Source organism: Candidatus Krumholzibacteriia bacterium, from assembly GCA_035268685.1.
Lineage (GTDB): Bacteria > Krumholzibacteriota > Krumholzibacteriia > JAJRXK01 > JAJRXK01 > JAJRXK01.
Window position 1 is genome coordinate 1 of sequence record DATFKK010000003.1, and the last position, 20,502, is coordinate 20,502.

16 protein-coding genes are annotated in these 20,502 nt (G+C 69.4%); 5 read left to right on the forward strand and 11 right to left on the reverse strand.

What is annotated here, in order from left to right; translation table 11 throughout:
- Positions 1 to 587, forward strand: a 587-nt coding sequence (locus tag VKA86_00160) for a hypothetical protein (protein HKK69598.1), incomplete at its 5' end; no start/stop codon positions are given.
- Between the two features lie 91 nt (positions 588 to 678).
- On the opposite strand, the gene VKA86_00165 is transcribed toward VKA86_00160, so the two are convergent.
- From VKA86_00165 to VKA86_00180, 4 genes are all read right to left on the reverse strand, one after another.
- Positions 679 to 2,100 (reverse strand): DUF4397 domain-containing protein, encoded by a 1,422-nt coding sequence (locus VKA86_00165; protein ID HKK69599.1) that lies wholly within the window; start codon positions 2,098 to 2,100, stop codon positions 679 to 681.
- Between the two features lie 296 nt (positions 2,101 to 2,396).
- A complete protein-coding gene (locus VKA86_00170) occupies positions 2,397 to 5,687 on the reverse strand; it encodes a S41 family peptidase (GenBank protein HKK69600.1) in 3,291 nt (1,096 codons plus the stop codon).
- A 142-nt stretch (positions 5,688 to 5,829) separates the two neighbouring features.
- Entirely contained in the window at positions 5,830 to 8,421 is a 2,592-nt protein-coding gene (locus tag VKA86_00175; protein ID HKK69601.1) for a serine/threonine-protein kinase, read from the reverse strand.
- Between the two features lie 181 nt (positions 8,422 to 8,602).
- Positions 8,603 to 9,106, reverse strand: a complete 504-nt coding sequence (locus tag VKA86_00180) for a tetratricopeptide repeat protein (GenBank protein HKK69602.1) — start codon at positions 9,104 to 9,106, stop codon at positions 8,603 to 8,605.
- 149 nt (positions 9,107 to 9,255) lie between these two features.
- On the opposite strand from VKA86_00180, the gene VKA86_00185 reads away from it, so the two are divergent.
- The 4 genes from VKA86_00185 (at position 9,256) to VKA86_00200 (ending at position 13,176) form a co-directional block, all read left to right on the forward strand.
- Positions 9,256 to 10,242, forward strand: a complete 987-nt coding sequence (locus VKA86_00185; protein ID HKK69603.1) for an ATP-binding cassette domain-containing protein — start codon at positions 9,256 to 9,258, stop codon at positions 10,240 to 10,242.
- The gene (locus VKA86_00190) at positions 10,239 to 11,054 is read left to right on the forward strand and encodes an ABC-2 family transporter protein (GenBank protein HKK69604.1); all 816 of its coding nucleotides are present in this window, start codon (positions 10,239 to 10,241) and stop codon (positions 11,052 to 11,054) included. Before VKA86_00185 ends, VKA86_00190 begins: the two co-directional genes overlap by 4 nt.
- Positions 11,054 to 11,842 (forward strand): ABC-2 family transporter protein, encoded by a 789-nt coding sequence (locus tag VKA86_00195; GenBank protein ID HKK69605.1) that lies wholly within the window; start codon positions 11,054 to 11,056, stop codon positions 11,840 to 11,842. The genes VKA86_00190 and VKA86_00195 overlap by 1 nt, the downstream gene beginning before the upstream one ends.
- A 107-nt stretch (positions 11,843 to 11,949) precedes the next feature.
- A complete protein-coding gene (locus VKA86_00200) occupies positions 11,950 to 13,176 on the forward strand; it encodes an O-antigen ligase family protein (protein HKK69606.1) in 1,227 nt (408 codons plus the stop codon).
- Here VKA86_00200 and VKA86_00205 read toward each other — a convergent pair.
- The 7 genes from VKA86_00205 to VKA86_00235 all read right to left on the reverse strand — a co-directional run.
- On the reverse strand, positions 13,173 to 13,988 hold the full coding sequence (locus tag VKA86_00205) for a symmetrical bis(5'-nucleosyl)-tetraphosphatase (GenBank protein ID HKK69607.1): 816 nt from the start codon (positions 13,986 to 13,988) through the stop codon (positions 13,173 to 13,175). The genes VKA86_00200 and VKA86_00205 overlap by 4 nt on opposite strands.
- Positions 13,989 to 14,009: 21 nt before the next feature.
- Positions 14,010 to 16,073 (reverse strand): TonB-dependent receptor, encoded by a 2,064-nt coding sequence (locus VKA86_00210; protein HKK69608.1) that lies wholly within the window; start codon positions 16,071 to 16,073, stop codon positions 14,010 to 14,012.
- Between the two features lie 109 nt (positions 16,074 to 16,182).
- Positions 16,183 to 17,640, reverse strand: a complete 1,458-nt coding sequence (locus VKA86_00215; protein HKK69609.1) for a PLP-dependent aminotransferase family protein — start codon at positions 17,638 to 17,640, stop codon at positions 16,183 to 16,185.
- A 75-nt stretch (positions 17,641 to 17,715) separates the two neighbouring features.
- A complete protein-coding gene (locus VKA86_00220; GenBank protein HKK69610.1) occupies positions 17,716 to 18,135 on the reverse strand; it encodes a hypothetical protein in 420 nt (139 codons plus the stop codon).
- On the reverse strand, positions 18,132 to 18,983 hold the full coding sequence (locus tag VKA86_00225; protein ID HKK69611.1) for an SDR family oxidoreductase: 852 nt from the start codon (positions 18,981 to 18,983) through the stop codon (positions 18,132 to 18,134). The genes VKA86_00220 and VKA86_00225 overlap by 4 nt, the downstream gene beginning before the upstream one ends.
- 75 nt (positions 18,984 to 19,058) lie before the next feature.
- Positions 19,059 to 19,556, reverse strand: coding sequence for an 8-oxo-dGTP diphosphatase (locus VKA86_00230; protein HKK69612.1), 498 nt, complete (start codon positions 19,554 to 19,556; stop codon positions 19,059 to 19,061).
- Positions 19,557 to 19,677: 121 nt separating this feature from the next.
- On the reverse strand, positions 19,678 to 20,502 hold an 825-nt coding region (locus VKA86_00235), incomplete at its 5' end, for a transketolase (protein ID HKK69613.1).

Consider the following 20,502-nt stretch of genomic DNA (forward strand, 5'->3'; position numbering starts at 1 on the left):
CGCGCGGGAACTTCCGTCAGTCCGTTTCGGACGTCGACGCCACGCGCGGAGTGGATCGAACGGACATGGCGGTGAGTGGGGCCGGCGCGTTCGTGCCCGCCGCCGTCGAGGGGCTCGAGATCGGTGGGTTCGCCGGATACAACGCGGCGCGGGGCCCGCAGACCGCCGTCGGCGGCGGATCCGGCCGATCGTACGGGAGCTGGTCGGCGCACGTGTACTACGGCGCGGACGCGGGCAGCCAGCCCATCCGGTTCAAGGCCGAGGCACTCGGCGTGCACTTCGAGTCGGGCGAGACCGGTGACGGTGTCGCGGTGCCCGCGCGCGACCCCATCGGGTGGGCCCTGTTCGGCGCCGCCTCCCTGGTCGAGCACAGCGAGGTGTTCGCTCGCTACGAGCAGTTCGACGCCGATACCGGCGCCGACGCCGACGAGTACTGGGTGTTCGGGGCCAGTTACAGTCGCAGCGCCGCCCGCGGCCTGGACTACCGGCAGGAGAGGATCACGCTCGCGTACACCAACGCCCTGCCGGGGCTGGAGTCGATGCCCGACCAACATCTCACGGTGCTGCAGCTGCAGTGGGTCTTCTGAGCGCGACCGTGACCCGGAGCGGCGACGATCCCCACCACGGGGAACGGGCCTCCCGAGGGAGGCCCGTCGTCGTCGCGGCTCGGACCACCGATCAGCGGCTCGACGCGGTCTCCTCGAGGACCACCACTTCGAGCGACTGCCCGGCCACGCCGATGTAGGCCAGGGTCGACGTGGTCCCCTCGGTGACGGTCACGTCCTCGACGGTCACACTGGAGAAATTGCCGAGAGCGGGGAGGAGGATCTCCACGTCCCACGTGCCCGCCGGAATCGATGCGAACTCCGACAGACCGCCACCCTTGGCGACGGTCGGGATCGGCTCGAGGGTCTCGGGTGTGCCGTCGACCTCGCGGCTCAATCGCAGGTCGATGTCGAAGGCGCGGGAGCTCGCGTGGAGCAGCCGGATCAGCGCCCTTCCCGCCTCGGCCGGAACCTCGCCGCGGTAGGGGAGAACGGCGGCAGTGGCGTCGATCGCGGCGTCCTCGTTTCCGATCGCGGCGACCGTGTAGTCGGTGTTCGCCTCGAGGAAGACCTCGGCGTCGATGATTGCGTCGTCCGGATTCGCGACCGGATCGACGGCGACGTCGAAGACCTGGATCCGGTGTCCCGCCGAGATCAGGTTCAGGAAGCCGGAGACGGCCTTGTAGTCCACGCCCTGGAGCGCAGGGACGGGCTCGCCGTCGACCAGGACGTTCACCGTCGGGGCCTCGGCGGCCAGGTGTGCCACCCGGAGGTCGCTCGTGGCCGGCGGTACGGTCCGCACCTCGGTCGCGGTGGCCTCCGGATCGAAGACGTCGGTCGTCACCAGGGCGGCGACGCCGCCCTCGGGAGTCTCGACGGCCCAGATGGTGTACACCGTGCGTGCGACGAGCAACAGGTCCGCGAAGATCGCCGTGACCGCGCCCGACTCCGCGTCGCGCACCTGGAAGTCGTAGCGTGCCTGGCTCAGGCGTACGGGTCGGCCGGAGCGCTCACCGAAGGAGACCGGGCCGAACAAGGGGGGAGACTGGATACCCGGAGGGCTGACGTTCACGGCTCCGAGCGAGGGTACCGCGTGGACGAAACTCACCGTGGCCTGTGTCTCGTTGCGGTCGAGGTCCCCGCGGAACACTTCCAGGGAAGGGTCTCCACTGCCGATCGCGGCCAGAGTGATCACGTCGCCGCGTTCGATCGCGACGAGCTCGTCGATCACGTCGGTCCCACCGGCCCGGACCTTCACCGAGTATTCGACCCCTCCGAAGACGGCGGGGACTTCGCGGAAGGTGCTGAAGGTCCCGAACTCGACGCCGTCGAGCTGGAAGCTGCCCGCGCTGCCCTCGTTCACGATCACCGACACCGGACCGGTGTCGGGGGCCAGATGGGCCACGCGGAGCAAGGCCACGTCGCGCCCGCTGCTGGGAATGGTCGGAGTTCCGCCGCCGTCGTCGTCACAGGCGGCCAGGCCCAGCCCCAGGGCTGCCACCAGCAGCCAGTTCGTGAGTCGGCGGGCGTGGTTTCGCATCACCTCGAGTCGCATCGCATGGGCTCCTCGTGATCTCTGGATCGTGCGTTCGGAGAAGAGCTCGGGCCGGCTTCCGTCGGCGCGGGCGGACGAGATGGCTCCGGCGCTGCGCGGGAGCCAATACGCAATGTCGACCCGGCGCCGCGATCGGGGCAAGCCCCGGTCCACGGACGGCCGACAACCGCCCCACGATGAACCACAGTGCCGGTGGCGTCGAGTCTTTCCCGTGCCGCGGCCGGTGGGAACGACGAAGGCCGCGAGCGTGACGCCCGCGGCCTCCGGAAAGTCGGCCGGATCGGGTCGGCCGGGGATCAGTCGACACGCACCGGGTCGTCCGGCCGCGGCGGGAAGATCGGCGGGTCCTGGCGGATCCGCATCATGACCTCCTCGATCCCGCGCTCGAGCTGCGGATCGCGACCCTCCAGCACCGCCTTCGGTTCGTTCTCGACCACGATGTCGGGATCGACGCCGTGGCCCTCGATCACCCACTCGGCGGTTTCGCGGTCATTGGTGCCGAACTGCGGCACGTTGACCGAGCCTCCGTCGAGCAACGGACCGTGGCTGGTGATCCCGATCACGCCACCCCAGCTCCGCTTCCCGATCAGCGGGCCCAGTTCCTTCTTCTGGAACATGGCCGGGAAGATGTCGCCGTCGCTGGCCGAGGTCTCGTTCAGCAGACAGACCATGGGGCCGTGGAAGACGTGGTTCGGGTAGGTTCCCGGCCACTCGTAGGTGCGGGTGTAGCGCACGCGGAGCAGCTCGCGGCTCAGGCGCTCGATCAGCATCTGGCTGACGTTGCCGCCGCCGTTGCCGCGCACGTCGATCACCAGGCCGTCCTTCCGGATCTGCCCGTAGAAGTACTTGATGAACTCGCGGATGCCGTTGCTGCCCATGTCGGGGATGTGCAGGTACCCGACACGACCGTCGGTGGCCTCGGCCACCTTCTGTCGGTTGCCCTCGACCCACTTCAGGTACCGCAGCGGCGTTTCCTGGGTCCGTGGCTCGAAGGTGACCTCGCGGACGTCGTCGTCCTGGCGCGGGCGCTCGTTCAGCGTCAGGGTCACCGGACGGTCCGACTTGTAGCGCAGCATCTCGTAGGGATTCGAGTTCTCGTCGAGTTCGACCCCGTCGATGGCCAACAGGTAGTCGCCCGCGGCGGCGTTCATGCCGACTTCGGTGAGCGGCGACCGGTACCGGGTCTCCGCGTTGTGCCCGGGGTAGATCTCGGCCAGCCGGTAGCGACCGTCGTCGGCGTCGAACTCGATGCGCGCGCCGGGCAGAGCCACGTCGGGACGATCGGGGATCTCGTAGTCGCCGCCCGAGATGTACGCGTGGCTCACGTTGAGCTCGGCGATCATCTCGCCGATCACGTAGTTGAGGTCGCTGCGATGGGCCACGTGCGGCAGCAGCTCGCGGTACCGCTCGCCGATCGCCTCCCAGTCGTAGCCGTGCATGTTGCCGACGTAGAAGAAGTCGCGGAAGCGGCGCCAGACCTCGTCGAAGATGGTCTCCCACTCCTGCGCGTAGTCCACGTCGGCGTGCATGTCGCCGTCGCTCACCCGCTCGCCCTTGGCGTCGGGAGCGACGTCGAGCAGCTCGAACGCACCACCGCCGCGCACCAGGATCTTCTTGCCGTCGTGGCTGAGGGCGTAGCCGCCGGCGTCGGCCACCTTCTTCACTTCGCGCTCGTCGAAGTCGAAGAAGTGGATCGAGGGACGGATGTCGCTGCCACGACCGTAGTAGAACGGACCGCTGCGCACGAAGAGCAGCTTGTCGTCGGCCATGCTCATTCCGTAGTAGTTGTCGAGCTCGATCGGCAGCGCCACGAGGCGATCGGCCAGGCCGTCGAAGTCGATCTCGATCTCGAGCTCTTCCTCGCCGTTCTCGGCTTTCTCCTCGTCGTCGCCGTTCTCCTCTTCCTCGACCTCGATCTCGACCTCGTCGTCGCGCGGGGGCAGCGGGTGCTCGACGTCCTCGCGCAGAGCGAGGGCGTAGACTCCGGTCTCGCGGTCGACCAGGTAGTTCCACTCGATCGAACCGATCTGCGGCTGGAAGCCGCGGTCGCTCATGTAGTAGAGGAAGTCACCGTTCGGTCCCCACGTGGGTTGGAACTCGTTGAAGAGCTCGCCCGTCACACGGCGGGTCTCGTTCTCGCCGCGGCTCCACACATGGATCGAGTTGTAGCCGTTGCGATCGGTCATGCTGAAGGCCAGCCAGTTCGAGTCGGGCGACCACACGTAGTCGGTGACCTGGCCCTGGGGCTCGTCGGCGACCTCGCGCACGCGGCTGCTCTCGACGTCGACCACGCGGATCACGCCTTCCTTGTCGCTGTAGGCGACCATCTCGCTGTCGGGCGAGAATTTCGGAGCGTACAGACGACCGGTGGCCTCGTCGGTCAGCAGGCGAGGCTCGGCGTCCTCGGTGCCCCGGGGCATCAGGTACAGGGCCTCTTCGTCGGTGATGTCGCTCACGTACAGGATCCAGCGGCCGTTCGGCGACCAGCTGGCCAGCCGCTCGTGGGCGTCCGAACTGTTCGTGAGGTTGCGGGTGAAGCCCTCGTCGGTGGGCAGGCTGAAGATGTCGCCGCGAGCGACGACCAGAGCGCGGTTGCCCTTCGGGCTCAGAGCCCAGCCCTCGACGTCGCCGCTGGCGTCCACGCGCTCGGGCCGCATGGCGAGGGCGTCGGTGGGCACCGTGATCGAGATCCCGGTGTCCATGCCGCCGTTGGTGTCGTAGATCCGCAGCTCTCCGGCGAGTTCGTAGACCACCCGGCCCTGCTCGTCGGCGGCCGGCCAGCGCACGTCCCAGTCGGTGTAGCTGGTGAGCTGACGGATGGTGTCGTCCTCGACGTCGTAGGCGTACAGATTCAGTTTGCCGTCGCGATCGCTGGTGAAGACGATCTCGTCGTCGATCCACATCGGATCGCGGTCGCTGCGGACGTGGTCGGTGACCTGCGTGGCCTCGTGGGTGTCGAGGTCGAAGATGTAGAGGTCGGTGGCCCAGCCGCCCTGGTAGCGCTTCCAGGTCCGGAAATCGCGGAACAGGGGCGAGTAGACGACCCGGTCGCCCTCGGGCGACAGATCCCCGCCTCCGGACACCGGCATCGCGAGGGCCTCGGGCAGGCCGCCCTCGACGCCCACGGTGTAGAGACGCGAGTCGCTCAGGTCCCAGCCGTCACGCAGCGAGCGGAAGAGGACCTTCTCGCCGTCGGGCGTCCAGCCGTAGACCTGGTTGTCGTAGCCCCAGCGCGGCGGCAGCGGACCGCGAGCCGGGTAGAAGGTGAGCTGCTTCGGCACGCCCCCGGTGGACGGGATCACGTAGACCTGCTCGTCGCCGTCGATCTGGCCGGTGAAGGCGATCCACTTGCCGTCGGGCGAGAAGCGCGGGAACAGTTCCTGTCCCGGATGGGTGGTGAGACGCACCGCGGAGCCGCCGCCGGCGGGTGCGGTCCACAGGTCGCCCGCGTAGCAGAAGACGACCTTGTTCGCATGGATGTCGGGGAAGCGCAGGAGCTTGGTCTGGGCCGTCGCCAGGGACGGCGCGAGCAGGATCACCAGCGCGAGCAATGGCAATCCCGTACGCAACGGTCGGGGTCGGGTCATGGCTGGATCTCTCGTGGTTCGAGGGGCCAGTGGTCGTGGGAGCGGTCCGGGGCAGGCGGCGGTCACTCCTCGCGCGAATCGGATTCGGAGTACGAAAGGGTAAGGAGCGTGGTTTCGGCTGTCCAGCGCTCGCGGCGAACGGTCAGTGGGCCGTTGCGGTGGCCTTGCCGGTGGCCGCCCAGACGCCGTAGGCCGCCATCGCGACCAGGGCGATCAACGCGAACACCGCCCCCTCGCTGGTCCAGTGCGTGAGGTCGACGGCCCGGGCGTGCCACGCGAGACCCTGTCCGACGGTCGCCACGACCATGGCCAGCGCGCCCCACCGGAGGAGAACGATCATCAGGCCGACGTGGGCCAGCAGCGAGATCACGAAGCCGTTCACGGTGCCGGGCTCGTCGATGAGGACCCAGAGGACGATGGCGAGCACGATCGACACGCGGCGGCGTCGCACCATGCGCTGGATCACGACCAGTGCGGCCACGTTGAGGAAGGCCATCGCCACGGCCATGGTCACGTTCAGGACGCTGCCGAGGGCCAGGCGGCCGCCCGTCACCAGATCGAGGTTGATGCTCAGCGGCCACGACGCCGTTTCGCTGAAGAGGGATTGCAGCCAGCGCAATCCCGGGACGAGCACGGTGAAGAGCAGTCCGGCCGCGATCAGCCCCACGAGGACCGAGTGTCCGAGCAGGGGGTCGCGGACCCCGGTGCGATCGACGCGCAGCATCCGGCAGGACGACACGAACATCGACGGCCAGACCTGGCGGCAGAGCGGTTCGGCCGCGACGAAGAGTCCCCACGACACCACGGCGATGAACGTGGAGCCCGCGATCAGATTCCACACCTCCGCCGGGAACTGCGGGGTCCAGAGGAGGTGCGAGCGCAGGGCCGTTCCGAGGAACGACAACATGAACATCGCGATCGCGAAGCGGTGGGCACCGAGCTCGTCGACCCGTTCGCGATCGAAGTTCCGCGTCGCCGCCACTGCGACCCACACGACCACGGCCAGGATCAGGATGGCGGGCATGGCCTCCCACAGCAGGTCCAGTCCGGAGATCCGGCCGGCGCGCTCGACGGTGGCCAGCGATTCCAGTGTGGAGGATTGCGTCACGTTGAACAGGACGGGTCGGCCCTCCGAGGCTCCTGCCTCGACCCGGTACTCGACGCCCGGCTGGGCGGCGATCGTGCCGACCCAGGCCCGGCGGAGGTCGGGGGCGAGGAAGCGCTGGTACCGCGGGGGCACCGATCGGAAGCGCGACGTGTCGAGCTCGGCCGCCTCGAAGAGCGGTGTCCAGTCGGGTTCGCTCGGTCCTTCGCGCGCGAGTCGACGGGGCAGGGCTTCGAAGCGGCGGAGACTGCCGTCGAGGTCGAAGAGGACCGAGACCTCGCCGGCGACCGACGCCGTCGGATCGACGATCCCGACCGGGCCGCGCACGAGGACGGGGATTCCCTCGGCCTCGGGTACGATCCATCGGGGTGACTGCCGGTACCAGTAGCCACCCACGTCCGGCCGTTCGCGCACGCTGTCCCAGCGAGCCGCCGAGGAGTCCGCGGCCGCCACGGCCTGCAGGACGCCGTTCCAGATCAACCATCCCCAGGCCCGGTCCGCCGGGTCGCGGTAGGCCTCTTCGGTGTAACCCAGTTCGGCGATCAGCTCGGTGGCGCGGTCCTGCAGGACCGCAGGGCGCTTCTCGAAGGGCACGTAGGCGATCCAGCTCATGCTCGCGGCCCAGGTCGAACCCCCGAGGATCAATGCGACGGCGAGCACGCCGAGGCCGAGGGCCTTCCAGGTCGCCAGTCCCTCGCGCGCGCCGCTTCCGGCGACCAACTCGGGCGAAGGGATCTCGCCGGCGGCCAGGGCTGCGGCCAGTGGGTCGCCGCCCGGCAGGGCCGCAGCCACCTGGATCGCCGAGGCGGGACGGTGGGCGGGGTCCTTCTCGAGACAGCGCAGGACCGCCCGCTCGATCGCCGGGTCGAGCGTGCGGACATGGCTGCTGGGCCGCGACGGCAGGCTCGAGGCGTGCATCGAGGAGAGTTCGGCCACGGTGTCGGCGTGGAACACCGGCCGGCCGGTGAACAGCTCGTACAGGACGAGGCCGAGTGCGTAGATGTCGCTGCGGACCGTGACCTCACGGCCCGCGAGCTGCTCGGGGGCCATGTAGGCGGGCGTACCCGCGCGCACCTCGGTCGAGTCGGAGTCGTCGACCAGGCTGGCCAGGCCGAAGTCCGTCAGTTTCACGCGGCCGCGGCCGTCGAGCATGACGTTGGCGGGTTTGAGGTCGCGGTGCAGGACGCCGGCCTCGTGCGCCGCGCTCAGGCCGGCGCAGATCTGCCGCGCCACGGTCACCGCCCGTTCCTCCGGGAGCCGGCCGATGCGGCGCAGGAGCGACGAGAGGTCCTCGCCGTCGACGTACTCCATGCTCAGGAAGTGGCGCCCGTCGATCTCGTCGACGTCGTGCACCCGGCAGACGTTCGGGTGGCTCACCTGCCGTGCGGTGCGGACCTCGTCGAGGAAACGGCGCAGACGATCGGGGTCGCTCTCGAGACCGGTGGGCAGGAACTTCAGGGCGACCGAGTGTCCGAGCTTGAGGTCGTCGGCACGGTAGACGGTTCCCATGCCGCCGCGGCCGAGCAGGGCGACGATGCGGTAGCGGCCGGCCAGCATCGTTCCCGGTGCGAAGACGTGGGCCGGATCGTCGGGGGCGGAGGTTTCGCCCGCCGGGGACCCCGGGCCCACGATCCTCGTGGCGTCGAGCGCGCCCAGCGGCGCCGCGCAACCGGCGCAGACCGTCGCGTCGTCCGGATTGGGATGAGAACATTCGGGGCAGGGCCGCATCGGCGGAGCATAGCGTCGAACCGACCCGGATTGGTACCGCGAAACCCGGCCGCGCCCCGACTCGGAGCGCGGCCGCCTCCGATCACCAGTTCGTCGGCTGCACCTCGAAGTCCTCGCCCGCGGCGTCGGCCGCCGCCCGCTGGATCGCACCCAGCAGCGACTCGAGTTGCTCGGCCCCGTCCGGCCCGTACGAGCGCAGGATCTCCACCTGCTGCAGCGCGGCCTGGAGGTGGGCCTCACCCAGGTACTCGCGCGCCTCGGGGAAGCGGTCGCGCAGCGCGAGCGCCTCTTCGTACAAAGCGAAGGCCTTCTCCAGCTCACCCGTCTTGCGCAGCGTGAAGGCCAGCATGTTCACGGTCTCCGGGTCACGGTCGTCTTCGGCGTGGGCGGCCTCGAACTTCTCGCGCGCGTCGGCGTAGCGGCCCTGCTCGGCCAACTCGAGGCCCTCGTTGTAGAGGCTCTCGGCGGTGTTCGCGGGTTCTTCCTTGCTGTCCGTGCCGGCGGCGACGGCGAAGGTCGTGGCCAGGGTGGTGATGGCGAGGGCCACCGCCAGGATCGTGGGCAGAGAGCGGAACTTCGGGGTCACGTCGGGTCTCCTGCTTCGGAAAGGGGAACGCGGATCCCCGGCGCCGTCTTGGCGGACCCGGGGGCCTTGCTGTTTCTTCGCACGGGTCCGCCTTCCGGATCAACTCCGGTCGCGGATCCGCCGCCCACACCCCGAATCCGAGCCTCGTCTTGATCGAAGTCCACGACCTCCGCAAGACCTACCGCGTGCACCGCAAGCGCCCCGGCCTGCGGGCCTCGGTCAAGGCGTTGTTCGTCCGTGAACAGGTCGAGAAACACGCGCTGAAGGGCGTGGACCTGCGGGTCGGGGCCGGCGAGATCGTCGGACTGGTGGGGTCGAACGGGGCGGGCAAGACCACGCTGGTGAAGGTGCTGACCGGGATCCTGCACCCCAGTGGGGGCGAGGCGCGGGTCCTCGGCCACACCCCCTGGGAGCGCGAAGACGACTACCGTCGCCGCATCGCGTTGATCATGGGGCAGAAGGCGCAGTTGTGGTGGGACCTGCCCGCGGCCGACGGATTCCTGCTGCTGCGCGAGATCTACCGTGTCCCGCCCGAGCGCCACGCCGAGAACCTCGAGCGCCTGGCCACGGCGCTCGACGTGAAGAACCAGCTCCACGTCCAGGTGCGCCGACTGAGTCTGGGCGAGCGCATGAAGATGGAGCTGATCGCCGCGCTCCTGCACGATCCCGACGTCGTGTTCCTCGACGAGCCGACGATCGGACTCGACCTCACCGCCCAGCGCGCCATGCGCGAATTCATCCTCGAGTACCAGCGCGAGCGGCAGCCGGCCATGATCCTGACTTCGCACTACATGGAGGACATCGAGAGCCTCTGCCCGCGGATCGTCATCCTGCGCGAGGGCGAGGTCGTCTACGACGGATCGCGTGACCGGCTGATGCGCGACTACGCCCGCGACAAGGTGATCGTGGTGCACCTGCAGGCCGAGCACGCCCACCGGGACTTCCGCGGACACGTGCATGGACCCGGTATGCAGCTGATCGACCACGAAGAGGACGTGCTGCGTCTCCGCGTGGCCCGCGACGACGTGGCCGGTGCCGCCGGACACGTCCTGGCGAACCTGCCGGTGCGGGACCTGAGCATCGAAGAGCCCGAGATCGGGACGATCATCGAGGCTCTGCAGCAGGGGCGGGGATGAGGACTCGGTACGGTTGGATCCTTCCGGCCTGGTCGTCGGAATTGCGCAAGCTCCTGAGCTATCGCGTGGACTTCTGGCTCGACTTCGCGGGTTCGCTGATCGTGCAGGTGGGCCTGGCGTGGTTCCTCTGGGACGCGATCCTGCGCGCGCGCGGCACCGAAACCGTCGGGGGCATGGGACTGCAGGCGCTCGTGCTGTACTACCTGCTCGTGCCTCTGGTCGAGAAGATCTCCCGCGGTCCCGAGATGGGGTTCCTGTCGAACGAGATCTACGACGGCACGCTGACGCGGTACCTCGTGTATCCGGTTCCCCTGTTCGGCTACAAGTACGTGCTGCACCTGGCCGTGTCGACGATCGCACTGGTGCAACTGTTCCTGGCCCTCGGTGTGTACGTCTCCTGGCGTGGAGTGCCCGAACCCTTCGAGATCACCTGGGTGGGTCTCCTGTTCGGGGTGATCGCCGCGATCGCGGCCAGTGCGCTGTACTTCCACATGGCGGCGTGCCTGGAGTTGGTGGCCTACTGGGCGGACAACGTGTGGAGCCTGCTGGTCATGCTGCGCTTCGCGATCCGCCTGCTCGGCGGTGGCATGATCCCGTTGAGTCTCTTCCCCGAGCTCGGGCAACAGATCCTGGAGGTCCTCCCCTTCGCGCCCCTGTTGTCGTTTCCGATCCGCACGATCCTCGGCGAGATCGGACCCGGCGCCTACGTGAAGGCCATGGCCCTGCTCGTGGGTTGGACGGTGGCCTTCGCGGCGCTGGCCCGATGGATCCACGCGCGCGGCTCACGGCGCTACACGGGGGTGGGGATCTGATGGCCCGATATCTCCACCTGTATCTGTACTTCCTGAGGTTCTCGTTCTCGAAGGCTTTCGAGTTCCGTGTGGACTTCTGGTTCCGCGTGGTCATGGACGCCTTCTACTACGCCGTGAACATCGGCTTCTACCGCGTGCTCTACGTGCACACCGATCTGCTGGCGGGATGGGACGAGCGACAGGTCATGGTCTTCGTGGGCGCCTATCTCGTGGTCGACGGCCTGAACATGACCGTGTTCGCGAACAACCTCTACTGGTTGCCGATCCACGTGAACAAGGGGGATCTGGACTACTATCTCGTGCGGCCGGTCTCGCCGCTCTTCTTCCTGACCCTGCGCGAGTTCGCGGCCAACTCTTTCGTGAACCTGTTGCTGGCCGCGGGAGTGCTGGTGTGGGCTCTGGCGCGGCTGCCGGTGTGGCCCGGGGCCGGCGAACTCGCGGTGTTCGCGTTCATGCTGGTCAACGGAACGGTGCTGTACGCCCTGGTGCACTTGTTGATGCTGTTGCCGGTGTTCTGGATCCATTCGGGCCGGGGGCTGGGGTCGGTGTTCTTTCTGCTGACGCGGGCGATGGAACGGCCCGATGCGATCTTCCACGGTTGGGTCCGGCGGATCCTGGTCACCGTGTTGCCCTTCGGTCTCATGGCCAGCTTCCCGGCCAGGGCGGTGCTCGACGAGCCGACGTGGACGATCGTCGGCCACCTGCTCGCGGTCACCGTCGCGATGTTCGCGATCACCCTCTGGGTGTGGAAGCGAGCCCTCCGCGCCTACAGTTCCGCATCGTCGTGAACTCTTGTGACGACGGGGGTGGGGGGATAGACTCCGGCCGCTCCGACCGGATCCTCCACCGGCGGCGCCGTGAGGGCGCAGCCGACGCCGACAGGTGCCGCCTCTCCATGTCCGCCGATCGATTCCGAAGCACCGCGGCCTTCCTGGTGTACGCCTTCGTCGTGGCCACGCCCTTCTCGCTGGCCGCCGGGTCGATCCTCGGTGTGACCGTGCTCGTGACCGGGGCGGTCGCGCTGGCCCTGCACGCTCCGGCCCGTGCGGCGATTCCGCGCTGGGTGTTCGTCGGCGTTCTGGGAATGGTCCTGTGGAGTGCGCTGGCCACGGCCACGGCGGACCCCTACCCGGCCAAATGGCTGACCTGGGCGAAGGAGCTGTGGATCAAGCTCTTCCTGCTGTCGGCGACCGGTCTCATGGTCTTCGCGCGGACCCGCGTCGACCGTGTGCTCGTGGTCTACGTCGCGGTCGGTGCGCTCGTGGCCGTGTTCGGGATCCTCCAGTACCTGACGGGGTCGATTCCCTTCCGAGACCACGTTCCGCCCATGCGCGGCGACCGGTGGGAGATCGAGGCCTTCTACAATCACCATCTGACCTACGGCGGTCACGTGGTGGTGCTGTGGCTGTTGGCCCTGGCCCGTGTCGTGTTCGGCGGGACCGGTGCACGGACCCGGGGGCTCGTCCACCGCGGATTCGGCGTGTCGACGTTGGTGCTGCTGTCGCTCGGGCTGTACTGGAGCTACGCGCGCAGTCCCCAGATCGGTGCCCTCGCCGGGTTCGCGGTGCTGCTCCTCGTGTTGCCGTGGAAGCGGCGTCTGGTGGCCGCCGTCGTGTTGGCCGTGACGGTGGTCGCCGCCCTGGTGAGTCCGACCATGCGCGAGCGCTACGTCGACGCGCTCGATCTGTCGACCGAGCAGACCCGTCTGCTGTTGTGGCAGAGCAGTATCGACGGCATCTCCGACCGGCCGTGGACGGGATTCGGTCCCGGGAACTTCCGCGCGATGATGCTCGGCCACGAGGTCCCGGGTGATTACGACAGCCGCGCGCACGCCCACAACGACTACCTCATGCAGGCGGTCAATGGCGGCATTCCCATGCTCGGGTTCGGGCTCCTGTTCGCCGGAGCGCTGATCGTGTTCCTGTGGAGATGGAGGCGGCGCCCCGACGGGAATGCCGATTGGATCGTGGTCGGTGCACTCGCCGCGCACGTCGCCCTGCTGGCGGCGGGTCTCTTCCAGGTCTTCCAGACCGACGACGAGGTCGAGTTCACCCTGTACTTCACGCTGGCCTGTGCCCTGGCGCACGTGGCGCAGCGACGTCGTGTGGAGACCGGCGGCTAGACGTCCACCTCGTCGTGCAGCGGAACTGCCGTCGTCTCGAGCGTGTCGAGATCGATCGCCGTGAGCGAGTTGCCCCACACGGCGGCGGTGTCGAGCGCGATCATGTCGTCGCGGACCACGAGGCCCTGCGCCGCCCAGTGACCGCAGACCACCGTCGCGCCGAGCGGACGCCGACCCGGGAATCGATGCCAGGGGATGCGGTCCTCGGGCGCCTCGCTCGGTGGCCCCGCGAAGTCGAAGGCGGGTTGCCCGTCGGGCGTGCAGGTGCGCAGGTTGCACAGGACGCGGATCGTCGATCGGATGCGCGCGTCCTGATCGAGGGTGTCGGTCCAGTGCACGGCCTGCTTCTCGGCCAGCGACATGATCAACTCGACGTGGTCGTGGCCGCGCAGTGCGCGTTCGGCCTCGTGGGCCAGTTCGAGCGCGCGGGCGCGGTCCCAGACCGGGAGCACGCCGGCGTGGAGCATCAGGAAGTCGCCCTCCTCGTGCACGAGCGGTCGGTGGCGCAGCCACGTGATCAGCTCGTCGCGATCGGGAGCGTCGAGCACGTCGCCGAAGGTGTCCTTCGGGCGCAGAGGGGCTCCTCCGATCGAGCGGGCCAGGAGGTGGACGTCGTGGTTGCCCAGGATCGAGACGATGCAGTCGTCGTGATCCCGGGCCCAGCGCAGCACGTCGAGCGAGCGCGGGCCGCGGTTCACCAGATCTCCGGCGAACCAGACGCGATCGCGATCGGGGTCGAACTCGATCGCCCGCAGCAGCTCGAGCAGCGTGCGGTGGCATCCCTGGACGTCGCCGATCGCGTAGGTGGCCATGGGTCCTCCCGGCTCGGTGGGTCAGCCGCCGACGTCGACCCGCACGCCCAGGCGCAGGGTCCGGCCGGGTTCGGGCAGCCCGAGCTGCGTGGCGGTGTCGGCGTCGAAGACGTTGTCCACCCGGGCGAAGATCTCACTGCCCTGGTACCACCCGGTGCCGAAGTGGCGCCAGCCGATGCGCACGTTGAAGCGCAGCGACGGATCGATCCGGGTCAACGGGGTCAGTGGTGGGTCCTTGCGGTCGTCGAGCGAGTAGCGCGGACCCACTCCCACGAACTCCGCCCGCGCGAGCAGCCCGCTGGGGTGGACGTAGTTGGCGGCGAAGGTGCTCAGCCAGTCGGGGCGGTCGGCCACGCGGCCGTCGAAATCACCGTCGACCTCGCTGCGGGTGACCATCTGGGTGTGCTGCAGGTCGAGGGTCAGACCCCGGAGCGGACGCGCGACCAGGCCGAGTTCGACCCCGACGCTGCGCACCGCGTCGAGGTTCACTCGCTGGCGGCGGCCGTTCGGCAGCCGGATCTGCTCGATCGAACCGTCGATCTCGGTCCAGAAGCCGTTGGCCGAGAGATCGAGGCGGTCGCTGCTGCGCGACCAACCGAGTTCGAAGGAGTTCTGGGTCTCCGGCCCGAGGTCGGGGTTCACCTGGAAGCGCTCGAGCGCACCGGAGAAGAGCTCGCGCATCGACACGAAGCGGGGACGCCGGGAGGCGGTGAGGTGCACGCGGTGCGCGCGCCCGACGTCGTGCTCGACGGCTGCGTGCACCACGGGCTCGTGGTCACCGTCGCGCGAGGGTTTGTCGCCGGTCTTCGGGGTGGTGGCGCCCTCGTAACCCGCGCCGAAGCGCACTCGCCACACGTCATCGGGACGGAAGGTGGCCTCGGCGCCGGTGGCCACGAGGTTCTGCTCGATCTCGAGCTCGGTGGCGCCCGCGCCCTGGTTGTCCTCGTGCAGGCTGTTCCGTGCACTGGCGCGGGCGGCCAGGGTCCACCGCTCGCCCAGGTCGCGGCGCAGGACCAGACGCCCGAGGAGCGTGCGGTCGTCGTTCTCCTCGACGTCCTCGATGGTCTCGTAGTCGGCGCTCTCGTAGCTCTCGATCACCTGACCGTAGAGGTCCAGTGACGCGGCCACCTCGGCGCTCCACGGTCCGCGGTGGAGATCACTCGCCAGACCCACCAGCAGACGCTGGGTCGTCGGGTAGCGCCAGAAGCGGGCGTCCGCCACGTGACCCTCGGGTGGGACCTCCTTCGACGCGTCGCTGGCCTGCAGGAGCAGGCGCACGTCGCCGGTCTCGCCCACGTCGCGCCCGAAGTGCGCGAGCAGAGCGGTCTGTTCGATCTCGCTGTTGAGGCGGAGGCGGCGGTCGGGATCCTGGTGGAAGTCCAGGTCCGCGTCACCGGGGAGCAGGAAGCCGTCGCGGCGCCGGTGTTCGGCGGCGACGGTCGTCGACCACGGTCCGTCACGCCGTTCGTGCAGCAGGCCGGCCTGCAGTCCGTTCGCTTCGGCACCGATCACCTGCAGGCGCGTCTGGTGGCCCGGGGTCTTCCGCTGCCGCGTCCTCATCTCGATCAATCCGGACAGGGTGTTCGGCGGATCGAGCGCGCTGTTCACACCGCGGTGCGCGACGATCTCGCCCACGCCGATCAGCGGCAGGAGGCCGAGGTCGGTGCGCTCGTCCCAGGGCACCGTCAGCGGGATCCCGTCGAGCTCCACGCGCAGGTGGCGTTCCTGGGAACCCCGGACCAGGAAGAGTGCTTCGCCACGCGAGTTCACGGTGAACTGCGTCGACGGCAGCAGCGTTCCGAGGTCGGCCACCGAGCCGCCGTCGCGCGTCTCGAGCAGCAGTTCGCCGATCTCGACCCGATCCGCTCCGGCCTCGCGGACCACGCGCCGGGCCGTGACCTCCTGGGTCTCGAGCACGAGGGGTTCGTCGGCGCTCGACGTGTAGGTGGTGCGGACCGAGTCGGGGATCTCGATCACGTAGGGGGAGTCGCTCGAGCCGTCGGGGGCGTCCTGGGCGCGGGCGAGGGACACGCCGGTGACGGACGCGACGAGCACGGCCAGCGAGAGCGGGAATCGGTGGAGCATCGGACGGGCCCGGGTCGGGGGAGAAGGAACCGACACACTAGGACGAGTCCGCACCGCGGGCCAAGTCCGCGGCAGGACGGCTCGCGACGGAGTGGGCCGAGACGGTCGATCAGCGGGCCGCTCCGACCTGCTGCCGGGCCAGCTCCCCGAGCCGACGCAATGCGGTCTCGAGGCGCTCGTCCCACGGCAGCGCGCAGTTCAGCCGCACGCAGTTGCGATAGCGGCCGCTGGCGGAGAACAGGATCCCGGGTGCGATGCTGATCGCTTCTTCGAGCGCCGCCTCGTGCAGTGCCACGGCGTCGACGCTCTCGGGCATCTCCACCCACAGGACGTGCCCGCCGTCCGGGCGGCTCACGCGCGTGCCCGGCGGGAAGTCACGGGCGATGGCCGCGGCCATGCGGGAGCTGAGTTCACGGTAGGTCCCGCGCAGGCGTTGCAGCGTGCGCTCGTAGCTGCCGTCGGCCAGGAAGGCGGCCAGGGCCATCTGCGTGGGCGTGGCCGTGGCCACCGAGCTGCTGAACTTGAGCTTCTCGACCTGCGTCCGGTAGCGCCCCGGTGCGGTCCACCCGATCCGGTAGCCCGGCGCGACGCTCTTCGAGAAACTCGAGCACAGGAGCACGCGCCCGTCGCGGTCGAAGGCCTTGGCGGCGCGGGGGCGCGTGGCGTCGAAGGACAGCTCACCGTAGACGTCGTCCTCGATCAACGGGACGTCTTGTCGGGCGAGCAGGGCGAGCAGTTCGCGTTTGTGCGTGTCGGGCATGCAGTGGCCCAGGGGATTTCCGTAGTTCGGCGACAGGACGCAGGCGGCCACGGCGCGGGCCTCGAGCACCGATTCCAGTTCCTCGAGCAGGATTCCCGTGCGCGGATCGGTGGCGACCTCCAGGGCCTCGAGGTGCAACGACTCCAGGGCCTCGAGCAGTCCGTAGTAGGTGGGCGTCTCGACGACCACCGTGTCCCCGGGTCGCGTCACCGCTCGCAGGCAGAGGTGGACCGCGGCCTGGGCTCCGCTCGTGGTCACGATCTCCTCGGGGGAGAGAGCGCAACCCGCGTCGAGCGCGCGCCGGCCGATCTGCACGCGCAGGGCCTCGAGGCCGGCCACCTGGTCGTAGGAGTGGCTGGCCGAGGGATCCCGGCGCACCGCCTGGACCAGCAGGCGGTTGAGGCGGGCCAGGGGCAGGAAGTCGGGGTGCGGGACGGCGGCGCCGAGCGGCAGGACGCCCGGCCGCTGCGCCTCGTGGAGGAAGCGCAGGGCGAGGTCGGACACCTCGGGCGGACCGGGCCGATCGGCGCTCGCGGTGCGCGCGGGGATCGGCGCGCGCGGCGGCGGCGTGCGGACGTAGTGGCCGGACTGGGGTCGTGCCTCGAGGAGCTGTCGTTCCTCCAGGAGACGGTAGGCCTCGAGCACGGTCGTCACGCTCACCGACAGTTGCCGGCCGAGACGCCGCACCGAGGGAAGGCGCTCGCCCGGCGCGAAGGTTCCGCCCTCGATCATCGACTCGATCCGCCGGGCCACCTGTCGGTACAGGGGTTCGTCGGCGACGGGATCGGGAGGCTTTGCGTCACGCACGGGCCGTCTCCGGGAAGCGGTGGTGTTCGGTCGCGGCCCAGGCGTGTGCTCCGAGGCACGATCCGTCGATCGGACTCAGGGCGAGGCCGACCAGGGGTCCGCCACACGGGTGAGGGGCAGGTGCACCCGGAAGCGGTCGCCGTCGTCGTCACGGAGCACGTACACCCCGCCCACACTGGGTCCTTCCCCCTGGCCGCCGACAAAGCGCACGGACTCCGCACGGATCGTTCCGCCGTCGGTCCCGAGCGACCATCGTCCTCCGGCGAGCACGGGCTGCGGATCGTAGGAGAGGGCCAGCTCGAGCACGAGCGTGCGCGTGCCGTCGGAGAACTCGAAGCGGGCCTCGGTGCGGTCTCCGTCGCGGGTGCCGGAGGCCGATCGAAGTTCGAGGCCGGTGGCGGGCGCGGACTCCGAGGCGAGATCCTCGACGCGGGCGGTGTCGGCGCCACAGGCGGCGAGCAGGAGTGCTGCGGCGACCACGATCCGCGGCCTCATGATTCGTCCCGGATCCGGCGACGCACGGCGTCGGTGTCGATCGCGTCGCGCTCCCACAGCACGCGGCCCTCCATGCCCCCGGACACGGTGAGGATCTCACCGCTCGTGTGGCGCGACAGTTTCGGCGAACACAGGACCGCCACGGTGCGCGCGATGTCGACGGCGCGTCCGAGCTGGGGCATGGGCAGGGTCTGCAGCACCCGCTTCAGACCCTGGTCGTCGGCGAGCGCGGTGCGGGCCATCGGCGTCACCGTCCAGCCCGGTTCGACCATGTTCACGCGCCCGTAGGGATCGATCCGCACGATCTCGTTCTTGAGCGTGCGTACCAGCCCGCTCATGCCCGCCTTGGTCATGCTGTAGTCGGCGTGGTCGCGCTCGCCGAAACGGCCGGCCGTCGATCCGATGAACACCAACGAAGCGCCGTCGCCGTCGTCACGTGGCCCGTTCTCGGCGAGCTGATCCAGGAAGGCCTGGGTGGTCCACACTGCGCCGAGCAGGTTCGTGTCGACGGTGCTGCGCACGCGTTCTTCGCTCATGGCGTACAGCGGGATGTCGGGTTCGGGCCAGACGCCGGCGTTCGCCACGCAGCAGTCGATGCGGCCGAAGTGGACCGCGGCACGACGCACGGCCTCGAAGGTCGCCTCGCGATCGGCCACGTCGAACTGCAGGCACAGGGCCCGATCGTGCCAGCCCTGCTCGGCCGCGAAGGCCTGCAACGCCTCGAACTGCGAGCGTCCCTGCAGGACGAGCATCGCTCCTTCGTCGGCGAAGACGCGGGCGAGCGCATTGCCGATGCCACCGGACGCACCGGTGATCAGAACGACCTTGTCGCGAAGTCCCGTTTCCATGGGGTTTCCCTTTCCGTGTCGACGTGAGGCGGAGCGGAGCCTACAGGCACGGGCGCGTCAGGGCCAGTGCCCCGGCTACAGCCGGACCCAGGTCCAGTCGCGCGGCCGGTCGCCGTCGTAGGGCATGTAGGCGTGGAAGGGGCGCGGATCGTCGTCGAAGACCAACGGCAGGAACAGCCGATCACCCTCCCACATGGGCAGCTCGAGGATCCGATCGACGGGGTGCCACTCGAGCGTTCCCTCGTCGTTGCGCTCGGGCACCGTTCCCTCGAAGGCCTCGATCCGGAACAGGAAGCCCAGCCAGTCCTCGCCCTTGGGCCCGAAGCCGGTCCAGTTGACCGTTCCGCGCAGGCTCATGCGCGTGACCTCGATCGAGGCCTCCTCGTGGAGCTCGCGGCGCATGCAGGTGACCACGTCCTCGTCCGGATGCATCTTCCCGCCCAGGCCGTTGTACTTGCCGAGGTGCTGGTCGTCCTCGCGCGCGTTGCGGTGGACGAGCAGGACCTGGTTCCCGTCGGGGCTGAGAACGTACCCGAGGGTACCGACAATGGGGGTGTAGACGGGGCCGGGCATGGTCGTGGTCCGTGGTTCGGGAAGCGTCGACGGCGCGCAGGCTAGCACGGATCGGCCCCGACGACGAAGGCCGCCCCCGACGGCGGGGACGGCCTCGTCCGGGCGGAGAGCGGGGCCGGGGTCAGTCCTCGACCGATCCCAGTCCGTCGCGCAGCCGCTGCAGACGATCGGGACGCTCCTTCACGAAGCGCTCGATCCCCTCGAGCAGACTCGTGGTGTCGAGATGCGCCTCCTCGATCACCTCGTCGAGCTTGCCGCCGGTGCGCCACCGGTCGTCGAAGTCGCTGCTCATGGCGTACTCGTCGGCCAGGGGGTTGAACACCCAGTCGCGCATCAGGCGGCGGCTGCGGTTGGTGATGTAGGTCGAGTCCCAGCGATCGGCCGGGGTCAGCAGCTCGTTGCGGTAGCTCTCGGGCTGGACCGCGAAGAGCTGCGGGCTGGGCACGGCCACGATCTTCACGTTCAGACCCTTCTCGGCGAGCTGCGGCAGGAGTTCGAGCACGTTGGCCGTGCTCGTCGTTCCCTGCACGAGGATGCACCCGCCGCGCGGCGTGCCCACTTCGTAGTCGCGGATCAGGTAGGCGCCCTTCGCCGCGGCGAAGTGGTGCTCCATGCCCAGGGCGTCGCGGTCGGGGATGGTCACCGGCGGACGCGTCAGGTGCAGGGCCACGATCGGCCACGGACCGCGCAGCGCGGCCGCCAACAGCACCGGAACCTCGTTGTACTCCCACGGGTGGAGGTCGCAGACGTGGCCGTCGGGGAAGAGCTGCGTGACGCCCGGCCCGAACACGCCGAAGTGCGTGCGGCTGTCGTCGGCGGTCTCCGGTCCGGAGTGGCCGGCCACCCAGATCACCTTGCCGGTCTTCAGCTCGCAGTCCTGGGCCAGCTGACTGAACAGGCGCATGGGGCCGTACTTCAGGTAGCTGAAGCTCCCGTAGGTCGAGCA